The organism is Acinetobacter sp. YH12023 (assembly GCF_013420135.1).
Classification (GTDB): Bacteria; Pseudomonadota; Gammaproteobacteria; order Pseudomonadales; family Moraxellaceae; genus Acinetobacter; species Acinetobacter amyesii.
On record NZ_VOYU01000004.1, the window covers coordinates 57177 to 76417 of the forward strand.

General features: G+C 42.0%; 16 protein-coding genes and 1 tRNA gene. 1 reads left to right on the forward strand and 16 read right to left on the reverse strand.

Annotated elements, in window-relative coordinates:
• Positions 1-44 precede the first annotated feature (44 nt).
• The 4 genes from FTT92_RS05535 to FTT92_RS05550 form a co-directional block, all read right to left on the reverse strand.
• Positions 45-392: a lysozyme inhibitor LprI family protein gene (locus tag FTT92_RS05535; RefSeq protein ID WP_078189819.1), complete on the reverse strand. Its 348-nt coding sequence runs from the start codon at positions 390-392 to the stop codon at positions 45-47.
• 158 nt (positions 393-550) lie between these two features.
• On the reverse strand, positions 551-1141 hold the full coding sequence (locus tag FTT92_RS05540; RefSeq protein WP_078192836.1) for an OmpW family protein: 591 nt from the start codon (positions 1139-1141) through the stop codon (positions 551-553).
• A gap of 306 nt (positions 1142-1447) precedes the next feature.
• Positions 1448-2815 (reverse strand): Na+/H+ antiporter family protein, encoded by a 1368-nt coding sequence (locus FTT92_RS05545; RefSeq protein WP_180007047.1) that lies wholly within the window; start codon positions 2813-2815, stop codon positions 1448-1450.
• Between the two features lie 96 nt (positions 2816-2911).
• Positions 2912-3787 (reverse strand): alpha/beta fold hydrolase, encoded by an 876-nt coding sequence (locus tag FTT92_RS05550; RefSeq protein ID WP_180101528.1) that lies wholly within the window; start codon positions 3785-3787, stop codon positions 2912-2914.
• Positions 3788-3915: 128 nt separating this feature from the next.
• Between FTT92_RS05550 and FTT92_RS05555 the strand changes: the two genes are divergently transcribed.
• The gene (locus FTT92_RS05555; protein WP_078189823.1) at positions 3916-4398 is read left to right on the forward strand and encodes a DUF4442 domain-containing protein; all 483 of its coding nucleotides are present in this window, start codon (positions 3916-3918) and stop codon (positions 4396-4398) included.
• Positions 4399-4448: 50 nt separating this feature from the next.
• Here FTT92_RS05555 and FTT92_RS05560 read toward each other — a convergent pair whose 3' ends face one another.
• The 12 genes from FTT92_RS05560 to tuf form a co-directional block, all read right to left on the reverse strand.
• Entirely contained in the window at positions 4449-4805 is a 357-nt protein-coding gene (locus FTT92_RS05560) for a DNA transfer protein p32 (protein ID WP_078192840.1), read from the reverse strand.
• Between the two features lie 130 nt (positions 4806-4935).
• Entirely contained in the window at positions 4936-5478 is a 543-nt protein-coding gene (locus FTT92_RS05565; protein WP_180101530.1) for a hypothetical protein, read from the reverse strand.
• 159 nt (positions 5479-5637) lie between these two features.
• Complete coding sequence (gene rpoC / locus FTT92_RS05570) at positions 5638-9837, reverse strand: DNA-directed RNA polymerase subunit beta' (RefSeq protein ID WP_078192842.1); 4200 nt, start codon at positions 9835-9837, stop codon at positions 5638-5640.
• 140 nt (positions 9838-9977) lie between these two features.
• Positions 9978-14066 (reverse strand): DNA-directed RNA polymerase subunit beta, encoded by a 4089-nt coding sequence (gene rpoB, locus FTT92_RS05575; protein ID WP_180024736.1) that lies wholly within the window; start codon positions 14064-14066, stop codon positions 9978-9980.
• 304 nt (positions 14067-14370) lie between these two features.
• Positions 14371-14742, reverse strand: a complete 372-nt coding sequence (gene rplL, locus FTT92_RS05580) for a 50S ribosomal protein L7/L12 (protein WP_078189828.1) — start codon at positions 14740-14742, stop codon at positions 14371-14373.
• A gap of 48 nt (positions 14743-14790) precedes the next feature.
• Positions 14791-15297 carry a 50S ribosomal protein L10 gene (gene rplJ / locus FTT92_RS05585; RefSeq protein ID WP_111885844.1) on the reverse strand — a complete coding sequence of 169 codons (507 nt, stop codon included), beginning with the start codon at positions 15295-15297 and terminating at the stop codon, positions 14791-14793.
• 301 nt (positions 15298-15598) lie between these two features.
• Entirely contained in the window at positions 15599-16294 is a 696-nt protein-coding gene (gene rplA / locus FTT92_RS05590) for a 50S ribosomal protein L1 (RefSeq protein ID WP_078189830.1), read from the reverse strand.
• Between the two features lie 3 nt (positions 16295-16297).
• Positions 16298-16726, reverse strand: coding sequence for a 50S ribosomal protein L11 (gene rplK, locus FTT92_RS05595; protein WP_004868049.1), 429 nt, complete (start codon positions 16724-16726; stop codon positions 16298-16300).
• A 115-nt stretch (positions 16727-16841) separates the two neighbouring features.
• Positions 16842-17375, reverse strand: coding sequence for a transcription termination/antitermination protein NusG (gene nusG, locus FTT92_RS05600; protein ID WP_078189831.1), 534 nt, complete (start codon positions 17373-17375; stop codon positions 16842-16844).
• A 7-nt stretch (positions 17376-17382) separates the two neighbouring features.
• Complete coding sequence (secE, locus tag FTT92_RS05605) at positions 17383-17823, reverse strand: preprotein translocase subunit SecE (RefSeq protein ID WP_078189832.1); 441 nt, start codon at positions 17821-17823, stop codon at positions 17383-17385.
• 76 nt (positions 17824-17899) lie between these two features.
• Positions 17900-17975 (reverse strand) — tRNA-Trp (locus FTT92_RS05610).
• Between the two features lie 55 nt (positions 17976-18030).
• A complete protein-coding gene (gene tuf, locus FTT92_RS05615) occupies positions 18031-19221 on the reverse strand; it encodes an elongation factor Tu (protein ID WP_180077405.1) in 1191 nt (396 codons plus the stop codon).
• Positions 19222-19241 lie beyond the last annotated feature (20 nt).

The window sequence follows — 19241 nt, forward strand, 5'->3', positions numbered from 1 at the left end:
GTGTGAATGGAAAATTTTTATTCTGTCGCACTAAATTTTAAGGTTTAAAAAGGTCCTTGTTTATAAACGCGGTCCATGTAGAGATCCAGTTTTTGCTGCCGCATTTTATATACATCACTTAAACAACTGACATTGTCACGGCACTGATCGCGTAGTTGTAGCCATTTTATTTGTTGATCTTGAATTGCACCACGTGTCCCCATGGGAACTAAATGACGAATAATCGTATAGGTCGTGGCCATTTTGACATCGGCATCATTAATACTCCGGTTATCACAAACCGCATGTTCGGTAATGGTTTTCGCCTTTTTACAATCAAAACTTGCGGCATAACTTGTCGAAATAAAATAAGCACTGCCCAAGACCAGCATACCCTGAATAATTTTTTTCATCGACTTTTCTCTTCTTCCAACTTGCTGATTTATTTCGACTCTAACAGTTCCACCTAAATTTTCTATTGCCTATTTGTTCAATTCGATCAACTGATGAATGGAATATGCTGCATAAAAAAAACCCTGCCTAATGGCAGGGTTTTAAGATCAGTTACAGCTTAGAATTTGTAGCTATAACCAATTGTATACACCATTGGATCGATATCTAAATCAAAAGTTGTAACATCTTTAATTTCAACTTCTGGGCTGATCTGTGCATAACGCGCATCAAAGAAAACACCCCAATTTTTAGCATCAGCTGGCTGGTAGTTAAAGCCGATTTGACCAGCAAAACCAAAATCTTCTTTTACTTTAACTTTACCTAGATCTGATTCTTCATCCCAAGCAACAAAGGCTGTACCACCCACACCGATATATGGTGTAAAGCGTGTTGAATTTTTAAAATTATATTTCGCAGTAATCGTTGGCGGTAAGTGTTTAAGCTTAACAGCCTTATCACCGTTTAACAGCACATCATGATTGATTGGAGTTGCCAAAAGCAATTCTGCTGAAATGTTGTCGTTAAAGAAATATTCCACCGATGGTGTAAATGCATATTCATTGTCTGCTTTTACAGTCGCAGCACCGTCTAGGATATCAGTATCTGCTGTTGGCGCGATTACAGACCCACCAACTTTTACCTGCCATTGACCAGCCATCGCTGAAGCAGACATACCCAATAATGCAATAAGAGCAGCTTGTTTTAACATTTTAAAGCAACCTTCTAGAATGAATAATTAATATTAAACATTAGTATTAAAATTATGCAATAACATTATTTAATAATTTATTACATTATTATATAAGTTATTATTAATTAAATATTTTTATTTTAATCATAGTGCAATGCTTGGTTTTATATTTTCACCGTTATAATTAATTTATTATTCATAATATACCAACCTTTTTAATCAGAATTAATAAAACGAATTATTTTAATCCAACCAAAATCCTCAGGATTAAATAACAAAAAAGGCGATTATATAATCGCCTTTTTATTTATCTTTGAAAATTTTTTAGAGTACCATTGCGGCAATCCAACCAAAGATCATTAATGGAATATTGTAGTGAATGAAGGTCGGTACCACACTATCTTTCATGTGGTCATGCTGACCATCCATATTAAGACCTGATGTTGGCCCTAAAGTTGAGTCTGATGCTGGAGAACCTGCATCTCCCAAAGCTGCTGCTGTACCAATAATTGCAATCGTTGCCGCTGGGCTAAAACCAAATTGAATACAAAGTGGTACATAAATAATGGCCAAAATTGGGATTGTTGAGAATGAAGAACCAATACCTAAGGTAATTAATAGCCCTATCAATAGCATCCAAAATGCAGCTAAACCTCGGCTGTTTCCAATCCATTCAACCGAAGCTTGTACCAGTATTGGTACTTGATTCGTAGCCTCAATCACAGATGCAAAGCCTTGCGCAGAAATCATAATGAAACCCACCAGTGCCATCATGCGCATACCACTGATAATGACATCGTCGGCTTCTTTCCACTTAAAGATACCTGCACAGCTTAAGATCGCAACACCAACGAGACCGGCCAAAATCATCGACTCAGATATGACTTGAACAGAAAGCGTAGCAACCACTGCAACCGCAGCCATAATCAAAGTAAATTTAGCGACTTGTGGTTTACCATTTTCATCTGCTTTTACATCAGATGAGATGGTGTGCTGTGATTCCTTAACCTGAACGTCAGCATACTCTCGTGGTTTACGGTAGCTATAAAAAACAGCAATTAATAAGCCAACAAACATCCCAAATACTGGAATTGCCATAGCAGTTGGAATTTGATCATAGCTGATGTTGAAACCGTATGGCTTACCAAAGGTATTGATGTTTTGACCTAAAATATCATTAAGGAAAATAGCACCAAAACCAAAAGGTACCAGCATATAAGTCGCCACAAGACCAAAAGTCAGAACACAAGCAATCAAACGACGGTCAAGTTTTAAATGATTAAATACACTGAGTAATGGTGGAATTAATACTGGAATAAACGCAATGTGCACTGGAATCACGTTTTGTGAACATACGGCGGCTAAAGCGATAGTAGCGAAAATGACGTATTTCACGCGATTCTGGGCTTTCACATTACTGTTACCTTTGAGTTTAGTAATGAGTTGATAAGCCAGTAAATCTGGCAAACCTGAACGCGCAAGTGCCAAAGCAAATGCCCCCAACACGCCATAAGCAAGTGCGATTTGAGCACCGTTGCCTAAGCCACTATTAAACGCTTCGATGGTGCCATGAATACCAAGGCCAGCTAACAAGCCACCTGTTACTGCACCAATGATCAGTGCAAATACAACAGGCACGCGTGCCAGCGACAGTCCAAACATGACTGTAATTGCGGCAAGAATAGCAAACATAAGAAAAAAGGGAGTCTGACAAAAAACCGTATTTTATCAGAATTTGCTCGCTATTTAGCCCCCTATCGATGAAACTGCCACTGTTGAACGATTTACTTAAAGCTGCTGTGATTGCGCAAATTGAGCGATGTAACTTGCAATTTTTTCGGGTTGGCTCAGCACGGCCCAATGATTGGCATTGACTTCAACTACAGATAAATCCTCAACCCATTTAGGTAATTCTTTAATGTAATCTGGACTGACAAAATTATCATGTTTCAACACAATCGCTTGTACAGGACAGACCGCATGACGTTGTCTAGGCTGAGTTAAGCGGGGAATAAAATTAGCACGGTAAAGCGCAATACCGTGTTTACCATCATGCTGAATATTATGATTCAAAGGCAATTCTTGAGTACGTTCTAAATCATTCACAATTTTTCCCCAACGTTCAGCATTCAAAAAATGCCACGCCGTCGGTGCCAAAAATGGTAATTGGAATACCCCGATGTACCATGACTTACTTAATAATTTGAGTAATTTTTTCTGCTGATGCTTAAAGCTATTTCTGAGCAAAAATGCCGCATGATCCAAACATGGCCCAGAAATAGTTGAATAAGACAAAATACGTGAGCGAAATTTTGGCTCAGTCACCGATTCCCAAGATTGGATAGAGCCCCAATCATGCGCGGCCAAATGAAAACTACGTTCGCCTAATACCCCTTGCGTTACACTATCCAAATCAAGTGATAATTGCTCCAAACGATAATCTCGTACTTTACGGGGCACAGATGACTGCCCTGCACCTCGCACGTCATAGCTCACAATATAAAATTCAGAACCAAGATGTTCAATAACCGGTTCCCATACTTCCTGATTATCAGGATAACCATGAACCAAAACCAAAGCGGGCTTGGTTTCATCACCCCATGTCTTTACATAGAGCCGTTGTTGATCTGTGGTATTCACCCATTGCGTATTTAGTGGTTGCATTCTTCTAGTCCTTTTATCGATTCCATCGAATTGACGTTTTATTTGTGAACATGGGCAATGTGATCAATGCCACAGTTTTGAAACTCATTTAGTATGCAAAGTTCAGCATAAAAAAAAATTGACCCAGTATGAGCATAATCCAGAAAATAATGACAATGCCTATTGTCTCTAAATTCTTACTCAATCATTATGCCCCTTATAAAGGTGCTGGCATTTCGATTGATAAAATTGATCTCGCCAATTATCACATTCGCGTCAAAATGCCATTAACTCGTAAAAATCAAAATATCGTCGGTGTACATTTTGGCGGTAGTCTTTATTCAATGGTTGACCCATTTTATATGTTGATTTTGATGCATCACCTTGGCTCACGTTATATCGTGTGGGACAAAGCTGCAAATATCCAATTTTTATCCCCTGGGCGTGGAACGGTATACGCTGACATCCAGCTCGACCCAAATGAAATCAACCATATTAAAAACTTAGCAGATAACCACGCACCTGTACTACGGAACTATAGCTTAAATATTTTTGATGAAGCAGGCTTACGTATCGCTGAAGTTCAAAAAACCCTATACATTCGTCGCAAGCAACCCCGTCCACGCAAATAAAAAAGGCGCTTATCTTTAAGCGCCTTTTCATTCAAATTTATCGGATTGGATTAGCGATTTTGCTCAATTGCAGCACCTGCGCCACCACCGATTGCACCACCAATCGCAGCACCAGTGTTACCACCAAAGATACTTTTACCGACTGCAGAACCAATCGCACCACCTACACCACTATATGTGGCATTTCGGTTTGAACCGTTTTGAGTTTTACTACCGACAGCTGCACCAGCACCACCACCAACGGCTGCACCTACACCACCACCGACATTATTACCCACACCACCACCTATGGCACCACCTAAAGCTGCAGCACCAATACGTTGTTCATTTGGCGACATGCTTTCACAACCAGCAAGCATTAGGGTCGACATCATCGCGACTGCGCATACGCTCATTACTTTTTTCATTGTGATGTTCCTTGTCTTCTTCAATACCTATGATTCTAAAACCATTGTATGAAACAATTAAACATAGCTTGTTACGGCTTGGAGCATAAATGCTGCATTTTGTAAAAAATCACGCCTAATCGCTCACGAATCACTCAGGGTTTTCATCCAAAATCATCAAATCTTTTGTGGTTTCACCATTTTCAGTCAGCACAGCATGAGAGAGTTTGGCTTTGCTTTCTGGATCTGTTGCCTGATCTAGTTTTAGCGTGCGTTTAATCGGGTCTTGCCCTTTCTTAAACTCTACACCTTCTGCATCAATATTGGTGTTTTGACGAATAATCTGACCGTCCTGCTTCACCGTAGTCTTGGTTTCAATTTTAGAAGTCGGGACGATGACACCACCACGTTGTAGTACTGGAATCGATAATTTCTTTTCAGAAAAATCACTTTGATGGTCTGAAAGTTCAATTTCACGTGCCACGACATCCTGACCTTTATTGGTCATTTCTAACACTGTTGCAGTCACTTGGCGTACAGGTTCTTGACCTGCAACACGGCGAATCACTTCTGTTTTTAGTACTGGAACTACAGCTTTATCTTCCACCACAATCGAATTGGGCATAGGTGCAGCAATCGCTGTCAATGAGCTGAATAATGCAGAAACTGCGAATAATTGCTGTGCGAATTTCATCAAAAGACCCCGTTATGTTTAAGTTTAAAAATCAAGAGATTTGTTATGTTCTATTTTTACTATAGGAAATAAATCAACATTAGGAAAGCTTTAATTTTCAATTCATCCGCATAAAAAAAGCCACCCAAAGGTGGCTTTTTTGAATAATTTAAGGGCTAATTAAAGACCGTTAAATTCATCGCTAAATGCTTGGCTTAATGCTTGATCTACATCAGAGAAATCATTGTGAAGCTCAAGCTCTGCAGCTTCAGACTCTTGACGACGACGTTCTAAGTGGTAAGCCAAACCTGTACCCGCTGGGATCAGACGACCTACAACTACGTTTTCTTTCAGACCACGTAATTCATCTTCTTTACCTGTTACAGCAGCTTCAGTTAACACACGAGTTGTTTCCTGGAACGATGCAGCAGAAATGAACGAGTCAGTAGAAAGCGACGCTTTGGTAATACCCATCAATTGACGTTCAAACTTCGCTGGGAACTTGTTCTGAGCTGCCACAGCTTGGTTTTCTTGAACAACGCGGATGTATTCCACTTGCTCGCCTTTGATGAAGCTTGTATCACCACCGTCAGTGATTTCAACTTTACGAAGCATTTGACGTACGATCACTTCAATGTGCTTGTCGTTGATTTTTACACCTTGCAGACGGTATACGTCCTGAACTTCGTTCACGATGTAGTTTGTCAGTGCAACTTCGCCTTTCAAACGTAAGATGTCGTGTGGGTTTTGCGGACCATCAGAAATGGTTTCACCACGGTTCACATGCTCGCCTTCGAACACGTTAATCGTACGCCATTTCGGAATTAGCTCTTCGTAAATCTCAGAGCCATCATCCGGAGTAATCACAAGACGGTTCTTACCTTTGGTCTCTTTACCGAAGCTTACGATACCTGAAATTTCAGCAAGGATCGCATGTTCTTTCGGTTTACGTGCTTCGAACAAGTCAGCTACACGCGGTAGACCACCGGTAATATCACGTGTACGTGAAGATTCTTGTGGTACACGACCAATAACGTCACCGACACCAATTGTTTCGCCGTCGCGCACAGTCAGAATCGTGTTTTGTGGTAGGAAGTAGAACTGTTCGCCACCATCTGTTGTATCCAATACAACAGCTGGACGCATATCTTTACCAGATGCTGGACGTGAAGTTACTGGAAGTACCTCAATAGTCGTCATACCTGTTGCATCATCAGTTTTCGATGTCACAGTTACGCCATCAGCGATTTGGCTGAAACGCACTTTACCTGCAACTTCGGTAACAAGTGGATGTGTATGCGGATCCCAAGTCGCTACGATACCGCCAGCTTCCACAGCTTCGCCATCTTTAATGATGATTGAAGCACCGTATGGAATTTTGTAACGTTCGCGTTCACGACCGATGTCATCTGCGATACCGATTTCACCTGAACGTGAAGTTGATACCAAGTGACCTTTAGCGTGTTGTACTGTTTTCACATTGTGGAAACGTACTGTACCTTTGTTACGAACTTGTACGCTGTTAGCAGCAGAAGTTCGGCTCGCAGCACCACCTACGTGGAACGTACGCATTGTTAACTGTGTACCTGGCTCACCAATTGATTGAGCAGCCATTACACCCACAGATTCACCTGGATTCACCAAGTGACCGCGAGCAAGGTCACGACCGTAACATTTCGCACATACACCGAAAGTAGATTCACAGTTTACAACTGAACGTACTTTCACTTCATCGACACCTTGCTCTTCTAAGTAGTTTGCAAGTTTTTCGTCGATTAAAGTATTACGTGGAAGAATCACATCATCCGAACCTGGTTTCTTCGCATCTTCAGCAAGTACACGACCCAATACTCGAGTACCTAAGTTCTCGATGACATCGCCACCTTGAATGAACGGAGTCATTACAAGACCGTCGAAAGTACCACAATCTGGCTCAGTAATTACCAAGTCTTGTGCAACGTCAACCAAACGACGAGTCAAGTAACCTGAGTTCGCAGTTTTCAATGCAGTATCGGCCAAACCTTTACGTGCACCGTGTGTTGAAATGAAGTACTGAAGTACGGTCAAACCTTCACGGAAGTTCGCTTTAATTGGTGTTTCAATGATCGAACCATCTGGTTTCGCCATCAAACCACGCATACCCGCTAACTGACGAATCTGAGCTGCCGAACCACGGGCACCTGAGTCAGACATCATGTAGATCGAGTTGAATGATTTTTGTTTCTCGTCTTCACCCTGTTTGTTTTTAACAGTTGTGAAAGACAAGTTATCCATCATCGCTTTCGCTACTTGGTCGTTTGTACGCGCCCAAATATCGACAACTTTGTTATAACGTTCGCCGGCAGTTACGAAACCTTGCTCGAATTGTTGTTCAATTTCACGAACTTCAACTTCAGCTTTTTCGATAATTGCTTGTTTTTGTGGCGGAATCAACATGTCTTCCATACCAACAGACACACCTGAGTGAGTCGCTTGACGGAAGCCCAAATACATCAATTGGTCAGCGAAGATAACAGTATCTTTAAGACCTAATTTACGGTAGCAAGAGTTGATCAATTTAGAGATGTTCTTTTTAGTCATCTCAACGTTGATTTGTTGGAAATCCATACCTTCAGGTACAACTTCCCAAAGTAAACAACGACCTGGAGTTGTGTCTACAACAATGGTTTGTTGTTCACGGTTACCATTTTCGTCAATGACAGTTTGGTGTACACGTGCTTTTACGCGAGCGTGTAAATCAACTTGACCTGTTGCAAGTGCACGGTTTACTTCGTCAGTATCCGCAAACACCATGCCTTCACCTTTGGCATTGATCGCATCACGAGTGATGTAGTACAAGCCTAAGACAACGTCCTGAGAAGGTACGATGATTGGCTCACCGTTCGCAGGAGAAAGAATGTTGTTTGTTGACATCATTAACGCACGAGCTTCTAACTGAGCTTCAAGTGTTAATGGTACGTGTACCGCCATTTGGTCACCGTCGAAGTCGGCGTTAAATGCCGCACAAACTAATGGGTGAAGACGGATCGCTTTACCTTCAATCAGGGTTGGTTCAAATGCTTGAAGACCCAAACGGTGAAGTGTGGGCGCACGGTTCAACATCACTGGATGTTGACGAATTACGTGAGCAAGTACGTCCCAAACTTCTGGAGTTTCACGCTCAACCATTTTCTTCGCAGCTTTAATGGTTGTCGCTTGGCCAGATGCTTGTAGTTTCGCAAAAATGAATGGTTTGAATAATTCAAGTGCCATTTTTTTCGGAAGACCACATTGGTGCAGACGTAAAGTTGGACCTACAGTAATTACCGAACGACCAGAGTAATCGACACGTTTACCCAATAAGTTTTGACGGAAACGACCTTGTTTACCTTTGATCATGTCTGCCAAAGATTTAAGAGGACGTTTATTCGAACCAGTAATCGCGCGACCACGACGACCGTTATCAAGCAATGCATCAACAGACTCTTGTAACATACGTTTTTCGTTACGTACGATAATGTCTGGTGCAGCAAGGTCTAGAAGACGTTTTAAACGGTTGTTACGGTTGATTACACGACGGTAAAGATCGTTCAAGTCAGAAGTCGCGAAACGACCGCCTTCAAGCGGTACAAGCGGACGAAGATCAGGTGGAAGTACTGGAAGTACATTCATCACCATCCATTCTGGCTTGTTGTTCGACTCTTTGAACGCTTCCATCAATTTCAGACGTTTAGAGGCTTTTTTAAGCTTCGTTTCTGAAGTTGTATTTGGAATCTCTTCACGAAGACGTGAAATTTCAGCTTCAAGATCGATGTCTTTCAACAAATCTTGAACTGCTTCTGCACCCATTTTCGCAGTGAATTCATCACCGTGTTCTTCTAAAGCAGTGAAGTATTCTTCATCGTTTAGAAGTTGGTATTTCTCAAGTGGAGTCATACCTGGGTCAGTTACAACGTATGATTCGAAATACAATACACGTTCGATATCACGTAAAGTCATGTCTAAAAGCAGACCAATACGGCTAGGAAGTGATTTTAAGAACCAAATATGCGCAACTGGAGAAGCAAGGTCAATATGACCCATACGCTCACGACGTACTTTTGCAGTTGTTACTTCAACGCCACATTTTTCACAAATGACGCCTTTGTATTTCATACGCTTGTATTTACCACACAAGCATTCGTAATCTTTTACTGGACCAAAGATTTTGGCACAGAATAAACCATCACGTTCAGGTTTGAACGTACGGTAGTTAATGGTTTCAGGCTTTTTAACTTCACCATGAGACCACGACTTAATCATTTCTGGTGACGCAAGACCAATACGGATGCGATCAAACTCTACAGGAGCATGACCGTCTGAATCCGTCTTTTTGCGCATGATATCGAGCAAGTCTTTCAATTTTTTTCTCCGTGTGTTGTGGAGATTTTCACTTCACAACTGGGTCACAAATATTGTTTTTTAACTGAGAAATCCCCCTTGCCCCTCTTGATTAAAGAGGTGAGAAGCACTGCTTCGCAAGGGAGATTCAATGGAGCTAATTAGTCACCATTTTTCAGTTCAATGTTGATACCTAAAGAACGGATCTCTTTGGTCAATACGTTGAACGATTCAGGCATACCTGGGTCCATGTAATGGTTACCATCTACAATGTTCTTATAGATACGGGTACGACCTTCAACGTCATCCGACTTCACAGTAAGCATTTCTTGAAGTGTGTATGCTGCACCGTAAGCTTCGAGTGCCCATACTTCCATCTCACCGAAACGCTGACCACCGAATTGTGCTTTACCACCAAGCGGCTGTTGAGTTACTAGAGAGTAAGAACCAGTAGAACGCGCATGCATCTTGTCGTCAACCAAATGGTTCAATTTCAACATGTACATGTAACCTACAGTTACTGGACGGTCAAAACGCTCACCTGTACGACCATCATACAATACTGTTTGACCAGTACGTGAAATGCCACCAAGTTCTAACAATTCTTTGATTTGTGATTCTTCAGCACCATCAAATACTGGTGTTGCTAAAGGAACACCTTTACGTAAGTTACCTGAAAGCACCAAGATTTCTTCATCAGTCAAGCTATCAAGATCTTCTTGTTCGCCACCAACTTTGTTGTAAATCTTGTCTAAGAAATCACGAAGCTCAAGTACAGTACGTTGCTCTTTCATCATCTTGTCGATTTGATCGCCAAGACCTTTAGCCGCCATACCTAAGTGAGTTTCAAGAATCTGACCCACGTTCATACGTGATGGTACACCCAGTGGGTTAAGTACAACATCAACTGGAACACCGTTTGCATCGTGTGGCATGTCTTCTACAGGTAGGATGTTTGATACAACACCTTTGTTACCGTGACGACCCGCCATTTTATCACCCGGTTGGATGCGACGTTTTACAGCTAGGTAAACTTTAACAACTTTTAGTACACCAGTTGTCAGCTCATCACCTGTAGACAATTTACGTTTTTTCTCTGCAAATTTCTCGTCAATTTCAAGGCTCTTCTCTTTCAAGAACACTTGAATTTGAGTTAAACGTTCAGCAATCGCTTCGTCGACTGGTTGGATTTCAATAAGATCAACCAACTCAAGACCAGACAATAACTCTTCAGTTAATTTGTCACCGCGTTTAGTTGTACCGCCACCATTCGATTCTTGACCTTTCAACAAACGAACAATACGTTCACGAGCTGCTTCTTCAAAGATTTTGAATTCTTCTTTCAAATCTTTACGGTAAGCATCTAATTGAGCTTTTTCAATTGCTTGAGCACGTTCGTCTTTTTCAAGACCATCACGTGTAAACACTTGAACGTCAATAACAGTACCTTTAACACCAGAAGATACACGTAAAGATGAATCTTTAACGTCAGCCGCTTTTTCGCCGAAGATTGCACGAAGAAGTTTTTCTTCCGGAGTAAGTTGGGTTTCACCCTTAGGTGTTACTTTACCTACAAGGATATCGCCCGCTGTTACTTCTGCACCGATGTAAACAATACCTGACTCATCAAGTTTAGAAAGTGCTGCTTCACCCACGTTCGGGATATCGGCAGTAATTTCTTCCGCACCCAATTTAGTATCACGTGCTACACATGACAATTCTTGAATGTGGATTGATGTTAAACGATCTTCTTGAAGCACACGCTCAGATAATAAGATCGAGTCTTCATAGTTGTAACCGTTCCAAGTCATGAATGCTACGCGCATGTTTTGACCCAATGCCAATTCACCACCATCTGTAGATGGACCATCAGCTAATACGTCACCACGACCCACTTGATCACCAAGGCTTACAAGCACTTTTTGGTTAATACAAGTGTTTTGGTTAGAACGTGTATATTTGATCAGGTTGTAGATATCTACACCTGCTTCACCCGCGATCATTTCGTCTTCGTTTACACGAATAACAACACGAGACGCGTCGACGAATTCAATACGGCCACCACGTTTCGCAAGAACACATACACCTGAGTCGTGCGCTACGTTTGCTTCCATACCTGTACCAACAAGCGGCTTGTCAGCGATCAACGTAGGTACTGCCTGACGTTGCATGTTTGAACCCATCAATGCACGGTTGGCATCATCGTGTTCAAGGAATGGAATAAGTGATGCAGCAACAGATACAACCTGCTGTGCAGATACGTCCATATGCGTCACTTTTTCAGGAGGCATACGTACGAAATCACCTTGGTGACGTACAGAAACAAATTCTTCTGTTAAATTACCGTCTTTATCTACACCTGAATCGGCCTGTGCAATCACAGTACCTACTTCTTCAATCGCAGAAAGGTATTCAACGTCATCCGTTACACGGCCATCAACAACTTTACGGTAAGGCGTTTCTAAGAAACCAAAATCATTCGCTTTCGCATAAACAGAAAGTGAGTTGATCAAACCAATGTTTGGACCCTCAGGAGTCTCAATTGGACATACACGACCATAATGAGTTTGATGTACGTCACGTACTTCGAAGCCCGCACGCTCACGAGTCAAACCACCTGGGCCCAATGCTGATACACGACGTTTGTGTGTAATTTCAGACAACGGGTTGTTTTGGTCCATGAACTGAGACAACTGGCTTGAACCAAAGAATTCTTTGATTGCAGCAGCAACTGGTTTCGCATTGATTAAATCTTGCGGAGACAAGTTATCAGTTTCAGCTTGAGATAAACGTTCTTTAACAGCACGTTCAACACGAACTAGACCAACACGGAATTGGTTTTCTGTCATTTCACCAACAGAACGAACACGACGGTTACCCAAGTGATCGATATCATCGACTTCACCTTTACCGTTACGGATTTCAACTAATGTTTTCAATACATCAGTGATGTCTTCGTTCGAAAGAATACCTTCAACTTCACGAGACTTCTGATCCGTACCCACTTCGTAAGGACGACCCAAACGACGGTTGAACTTCATACGACCTACTGGTGATAAGTCATAACGTTCAGAAGAGAAGAACAAATTGTTGAATAAGTTTTCAGCAGCTTCTTTTGTTGGTGGCTCACCCGGACGCATCACTTTGTATATTTCTACAAGTGCTTCTTCACGACCAGTTGTAGTATCTGCACGTAAAGAGTCCGCAATGAATGGGCCACGGTCGATGTCATTGGTATAAAGTACGTTGAATTGTTTAACGCCGCCTTCAGCCAATTTCACCATAATTTCATGGCTTAGTACTGTATTTGCAGCAATTACTTCGCCATCACGTAACGTTACATCTTCAGCAACAATACGTTCATATAGGTATTCATCAGGAACAGAAAGTTTTTCAAGACCTGCTGCTTCCATTTGACGAACATGGCGCGCGTTAATACGTTTACCTTGTTCAACAATTGTTTTACCGTCTGTACCCACGATATCAAACTGTGCCATTTCGCCACGTAGACGTTCTGGAACCAAGTCAATTTGATAGCTACCCATATCAAGATATACAGGTACTTTTTCGTAGAACATGTCTAGGATTTGTTCGTTGTTATAACCCAAGGCACGAAGCACAACAGTCGCAAGTAATTTACGACGACGGTCAATACGAACATATACAAGATCTTTTGCATCGAATTCAAAGTCTAACCATGAACCACGGTAAGGAATGATACGAGCAGAGTAAAGAACTTTACCGCTAGAGTGAGTTTTGCCTTTATCGTGGTCAAAGAATACACCTGGTGAACGGTGTAATTGAGATACGATTACACGCTCAGTACCATTGATCACAAAGGTACCGTTGTCTGTCATAAGTGGCATTTCACCCATGTAGACTTCTTGCTCACGCACATCTTTGATTGTTTTAGTTTCGCGATCTTTAATGATCAGACGAATTTTTACACGCATTGGCGCCGCATAAGTTGAGCCACGAAGAATACATTCGCGCACATCAAATTCAGGCTTACCAAGACTATACTCAACAAATTCTAAAGCAGCATTGCCAGAATAACTTTCAATAGGAAAAACTGAACGAAATGCGGCTTGGAGACCGATATCTTCGCGGTTTTTTGGAGTTTTGCCGTCTTGAAGGAAAGTTCGGTACGAGTCGACTTGAATCGCGAGCAAGTACGGAACATCCATTACCTTGGGCAATTTACCAAAATTCTTACGGATCCGTTTCTTTTCGGTATATGAGTATGCCATCTGGAGTCCTCGGAAAGTAAACTAAGTCCGCCTGCAGAACGAACTTAGAAGGAATTACGCAGGCCGATATGGCCACCACTTTCACAAATGCTGCAATTTTTAGTGGTATTAAAACGCTTAACAATATTTTTTTACTGAAAAATATTGGTAAGCGTTTGGTTTTATAAATTATTTTTAATTTGTATGATTTTTATATCATGCAAACAAAAATCGAGCCGATTATTGTAACGCAAAAAGGCTGATGACCCAAGGGCCACCAGCCATTTTTTGGAGCCGATTATAAAAAAATCGACTCCCCTTAAGATTACTTAAGTGTAACTGTAGCACCAGCTTCTTCAAGTTTTTTCTTAAGTTCTTCGCCTTCTTCTTTAGAAACGCCTTCTTTAAGAACTGAAGGAGCGCTTTCAACAAGATCTTTAGCTTCTTTAAGACCAAGGCCAGTAGCTTCACGAACTGCTTTAATTACAGCAACTTTGTTAGCACCGAAAGAAGTCAACTCAACGTTGAATTCTGATTGTTCTTCAGCAGCAGCACCAGCAGCGCCAGGAGCAGCAGCAACTGCTACAGCAGCAGCAGATACGTTGAATTTTTCTTCGAAAGCAGAAATAAGTTCAACAAGTTCAAGAACAGTTTTTTCAGCAACTGCGTTTAAGATTTCTTCGTTTGTTAAAGCCATGAGAGTAACTCCAAATGGGTATTGAATGGTGTGTAAATTGATTTAAGCTTAAGCAGCTTCTGACTCGTTTTTCTCTTTGAGCGCAGTAATAAGGCGACCCAATTTCGAAATAGGAGCTTGAAGAACGTTTGCAAGCATAGTAAGCGCTTTCTCTTGGTTTGGAAGGTTCGCGATAACGCTAACTTCAGCACCTTGATAAACTTTACCGTCAAATGCAGCAGCTTTAAGTTCAAATGCTTTATTAGTTTTAGCAAATTCTTCGAACAAACGAGCAGCTGCGCCCATATCGTCTTCAGAAGTTGAGAAAGCTAAGATTGTTGGGCCAACAAGGTTGTCGCTCAAGATATTGAATTGAGTATCTTGAAGAGCACGTTTAGCCAAAGTGTTACGAACTACACGAGTAGCAACACCTAGTTTACGAGCTTCAACACGTAGAGCAGTTAATTGCTCAACAGTTAAACCTTGATAGTCAGCAACAACAGCAGCATACGCAGTAGAAGCAACTTCAGTTACTTCAGCTACGATCTGTTTTTTGCCTTCGATAAGAAGAGCCATTGTAAAACCTCCTAACGGTGATTTATGCACCTATACAGATGCACTCCCAATTCGTTAGCTCATCACTGAACCAACACGCGGAGGAGGAACAAATCACACCACCGCGTCTACTCAGGCTGGGCTATTAAGAAGAAAGCATAAAACTCCCCTCGCCTGAGGTCTTTGACGCTGATAAATCTAAATTTATCAATTCAAAGTTTGCCTGAATCACGCAATATACGACGGAGCGTTTCTTGCGTAATATTTAAAGCGGTGCTTCAAATATTACTCAGGGCTTTAAAATTCTGTAATAAGTCGAAACTTATTTAGAAACGTTTGCCACATCAACAACAAGACCAGGACCCATAGTAGAGCTTAGAGTGATCTTTTGGATGTAAACACCTTTAGAAGTAGCAGGTTTTGCTTTCTTAAGGTCTGCTACAAGAGCTTCAACGTTTGAACGAACAGCTTCAGCAGTGAAACCTACTTGACCGATCGCAGCGTGGATGATACCTGCTTTGTCTACACGGTAACGTGCTTGACCAGCTTTCGCATTTTTAACAGCAGAAGCTACGTCAGGAGTTACAGTACCCACTTTAGGGTTTGGCATTAAGCCACGTGGACCAAGAATCGTACCTAACTTACCAACAACGCGCATTGCATCCGGAGCTGCAATTACTACGTCAAAGTCAAGGTTACCCGCTTGGATGCTTTCAGCAAGATCATCAAAACCAACAACGTCCGCGCCTTCAGCTTTAGCAGCTTCAGCAGCAGCGCCTTGAGCAAACACAGCTACACGTACAGTTTTACCAGTACCTGCAGGAAGTGTAGTCGCGCCACGAACAACTTGGTCAGATTTACGAGGATCAACACCTAGGTTTACAGCAACATCCAAAGATTCTTTGAATTTTACTGCTGGAAGGCCGTTAAGAACTGCAACTGCTTCTTCCAAAGTGTAAACTTTGTTAGCTTCAACAGCAGCAACAATGGCTTTTTGACGTTTAGTTAATTTAGCCATGTCTTATAGCTCCACTTCCAAGCCCATAGAACGCGCAGAACCAGCAATGGTACGTACACGTGCGTCTAAATCAGCACCAGTAAGATCTGGTTCTTTAGTAGTCGCAATTTCTTCTAATTGAGCGCGAGTCAACTTACCAACTTTAGTTTTGTTAGGTACAGCTGAACCCTTTTGGATGCCCGCAGCTTTCTTAAGAAGAATCGCAGCAGGAGGAGTTTTCATGATGAATGTGAACGACTTGTCGTTGTACACAGTGATCACTACTGGAATTGGAAGACCAGCTTCAACTTTTTGTGTCGCAGCATTGAATTCTTTACAGAATGCCATGATGTTAACACCACGTTGACCTAGTGCAGGACCAATCGGTGGAGATGGATTTGCTTTACCAGCTGGAACTTGCAGCTTGATATAGCCGTCAATCTTCTTAGCCATTTCAATTACCTCTGGGTACTAACGCCGCTAGGCTCCCCATACATATAAGTAACGATACCGTTACAACAACAATGCCCGACTCATAACAAATCGGGCGTTTATCAACCAAGTTAAATTAAACCGATTTTTCGACTTGGCGAAATTCCAGCTCAACCTGAGTTGGTCGATTAAATACATTAATCGTCAACGTCAAACGTGACTTATCGTATAGAACTTCTTCCACCACGCCTTTAAAATCGGTGAATGGACCGTCAATTACGAGTAATTCTTCACCTGGTTCAAACATCGTCTTAGGACGAGGTGCTTCGCCAGTATTACGTACACGTGCAAGAATCGCATCAGCTTCTTTTTGCGTAATTGGTGCAGGCTTTTCTGCAGTACCACCGATGAAACCTAATACTTTTGGACATTCTTTAACAATGTGCCAAGTTTCATCATTCATTTCCATCTCGACTAACACATAGCCGGGAAAGAATTTACGCTCAGATTTACGTTTCTTACCATCCTTCATTTCCACTACTTCTTCAGTAGGGACAAGGACTTCACCAAAGCTATCGGCTACAGCGCTACGCTGGATTCGATCATTAAGTGAGCGTAACACTTGTTTTTCATAACCAGAATAGGCATGAATAATGTACCAACGTTTCATAGCTCTCTTACCCGATAATAAACTTCATTAACCAGCTCAAAGCATAGTCAAAGCACCATAATAAAATAGATGCCACTAAGACTACCGCAAGTACCTGCCAAGATGTGGTCATGGTCTCTTGCTTGGTTGGCCAAGTCACTCGACGTAACTCAATTCGAGCATCTTTCAACAATCGAACAAAGCCTTTGCCTTGATGGGTGGCGTATAATAAACCTAAAGCCACGATGATACAAGCCAAAATTACCCCAACACGGACCCAAACATCATTCGCTGGTGCCCAGTATGCTGGCAAATGTTGATTCACCATCATAGAACTACCGAGTAAAATCAACGCGATAACCCACAGAACATAGTCTAAAGGGGAACCAGAATTAACAACTTCAGCAGGATTATTTCTTTGAGGAATTGGCGCGTCGCTTAATGCGTCACGCGATTTATCATTCGACATTTTTGTACTCGTCGTAGGATTCGCGACTTATTATATGACCAGTTGAGCCAGCATCAAGCTTCTTTTTAAAAAAATTTGGCAGGCCAGGAGGGACTCGAACCCCCAACATTCGGTTTTGGAGACCGACGCTCTACCAATTGAACTACTGACCTGCAGAGCAAATCGAGAGTCGAAACTCTCGATCTGTACAAAGATAACTGTATTATATTATGCAGTTACTTTAGAAACAACACCCGCACCAACTGTACGGCCACCTTCACGGATTGCAAAGCGTAAGCCAGCGTCCATTGCGATTGGGTGGATTAATTCTACTGACATTTCTACGTTGTCACCAGGCATAACCATTTCAACGCCTTCTTTAAGCGAGATCGCACCAGTTACGTCAGTTGTACGGAAGTAGAACTGTGGACGGTAACCGTTAAGGAATGGAGTATGACGGCCACCTTCGTCTTTAGAAAGTACGTATACTTCTGCGTCGAATTTAGTATGCGGTTTGATTGTACCTGGTTTAGCAAGTACTTGACCACGTTGAACGTCTTCACGTTTAGTACCACGTAGAAGAACACCACAGTTCTCGCCCGCACGACCTTCGTCAAGAAGTTTACGGAACATTTCTACGCCAGTTACAGTTGTTTTAACTGTATCTTTAATACCAACGATTTCAACTTCTTCGCCTACTTTCACGATACCAGTTTCAACACGGCCAGTTACTACTGTACCACGACCTGAAATTGAGAATACGTCTTCGATTGGCATAAGGAATGCTTGGTCGATAGCACGTTCTGGTTCTGGGATGTAAGAGTCAAGAGCTTCAACAAGAGCAACTACAGCATCTTCGCCGTATTGACCAGCTTCACCATTAAGCGCTGCAAGAGCAGAACCACGGATTACTGGAGTGTCGTCGCCTGGGAAGTCATAAGTAGAAAGAAGTTCACGAACTTCCATTTCTACTAGTTCAATTAGCTCTTCATCATCAACGATGTCACATTTGTTCAAGAACACAACAATGTAAGGTACACCTACTTGACGAGAAAGCAGGATGTGTTCACGAGTTTGTGGCATTGGACCATCAGTCGCCGAACAAACAAGGATCGCACCATCCATTTGCGCAGCACCAGTAATCATGTTTTTAACATAATCGGCGTGACCTGGGCAGTCTACATGAGCGTAGTGACGGATTGGAGAATCGTATTCTACGTGTGAAGTATTAATTGTAATACCACGTGCTTTTTCTTCTGGTGCAGAGTCGATTGCAGCGTAATCTTTCGCTTCACCACCGAATTTTTTTGCACACACAGTTGCAATCGCAGCTGTTAAAGTCGTTTTACCATGGTCAACGTGACCGATTGTGCCCACGTTAACGTGCGGCTTATTACGTTCAAACTTAGCCTTAGCCATGCTTTTCTTCCTCGTTTACG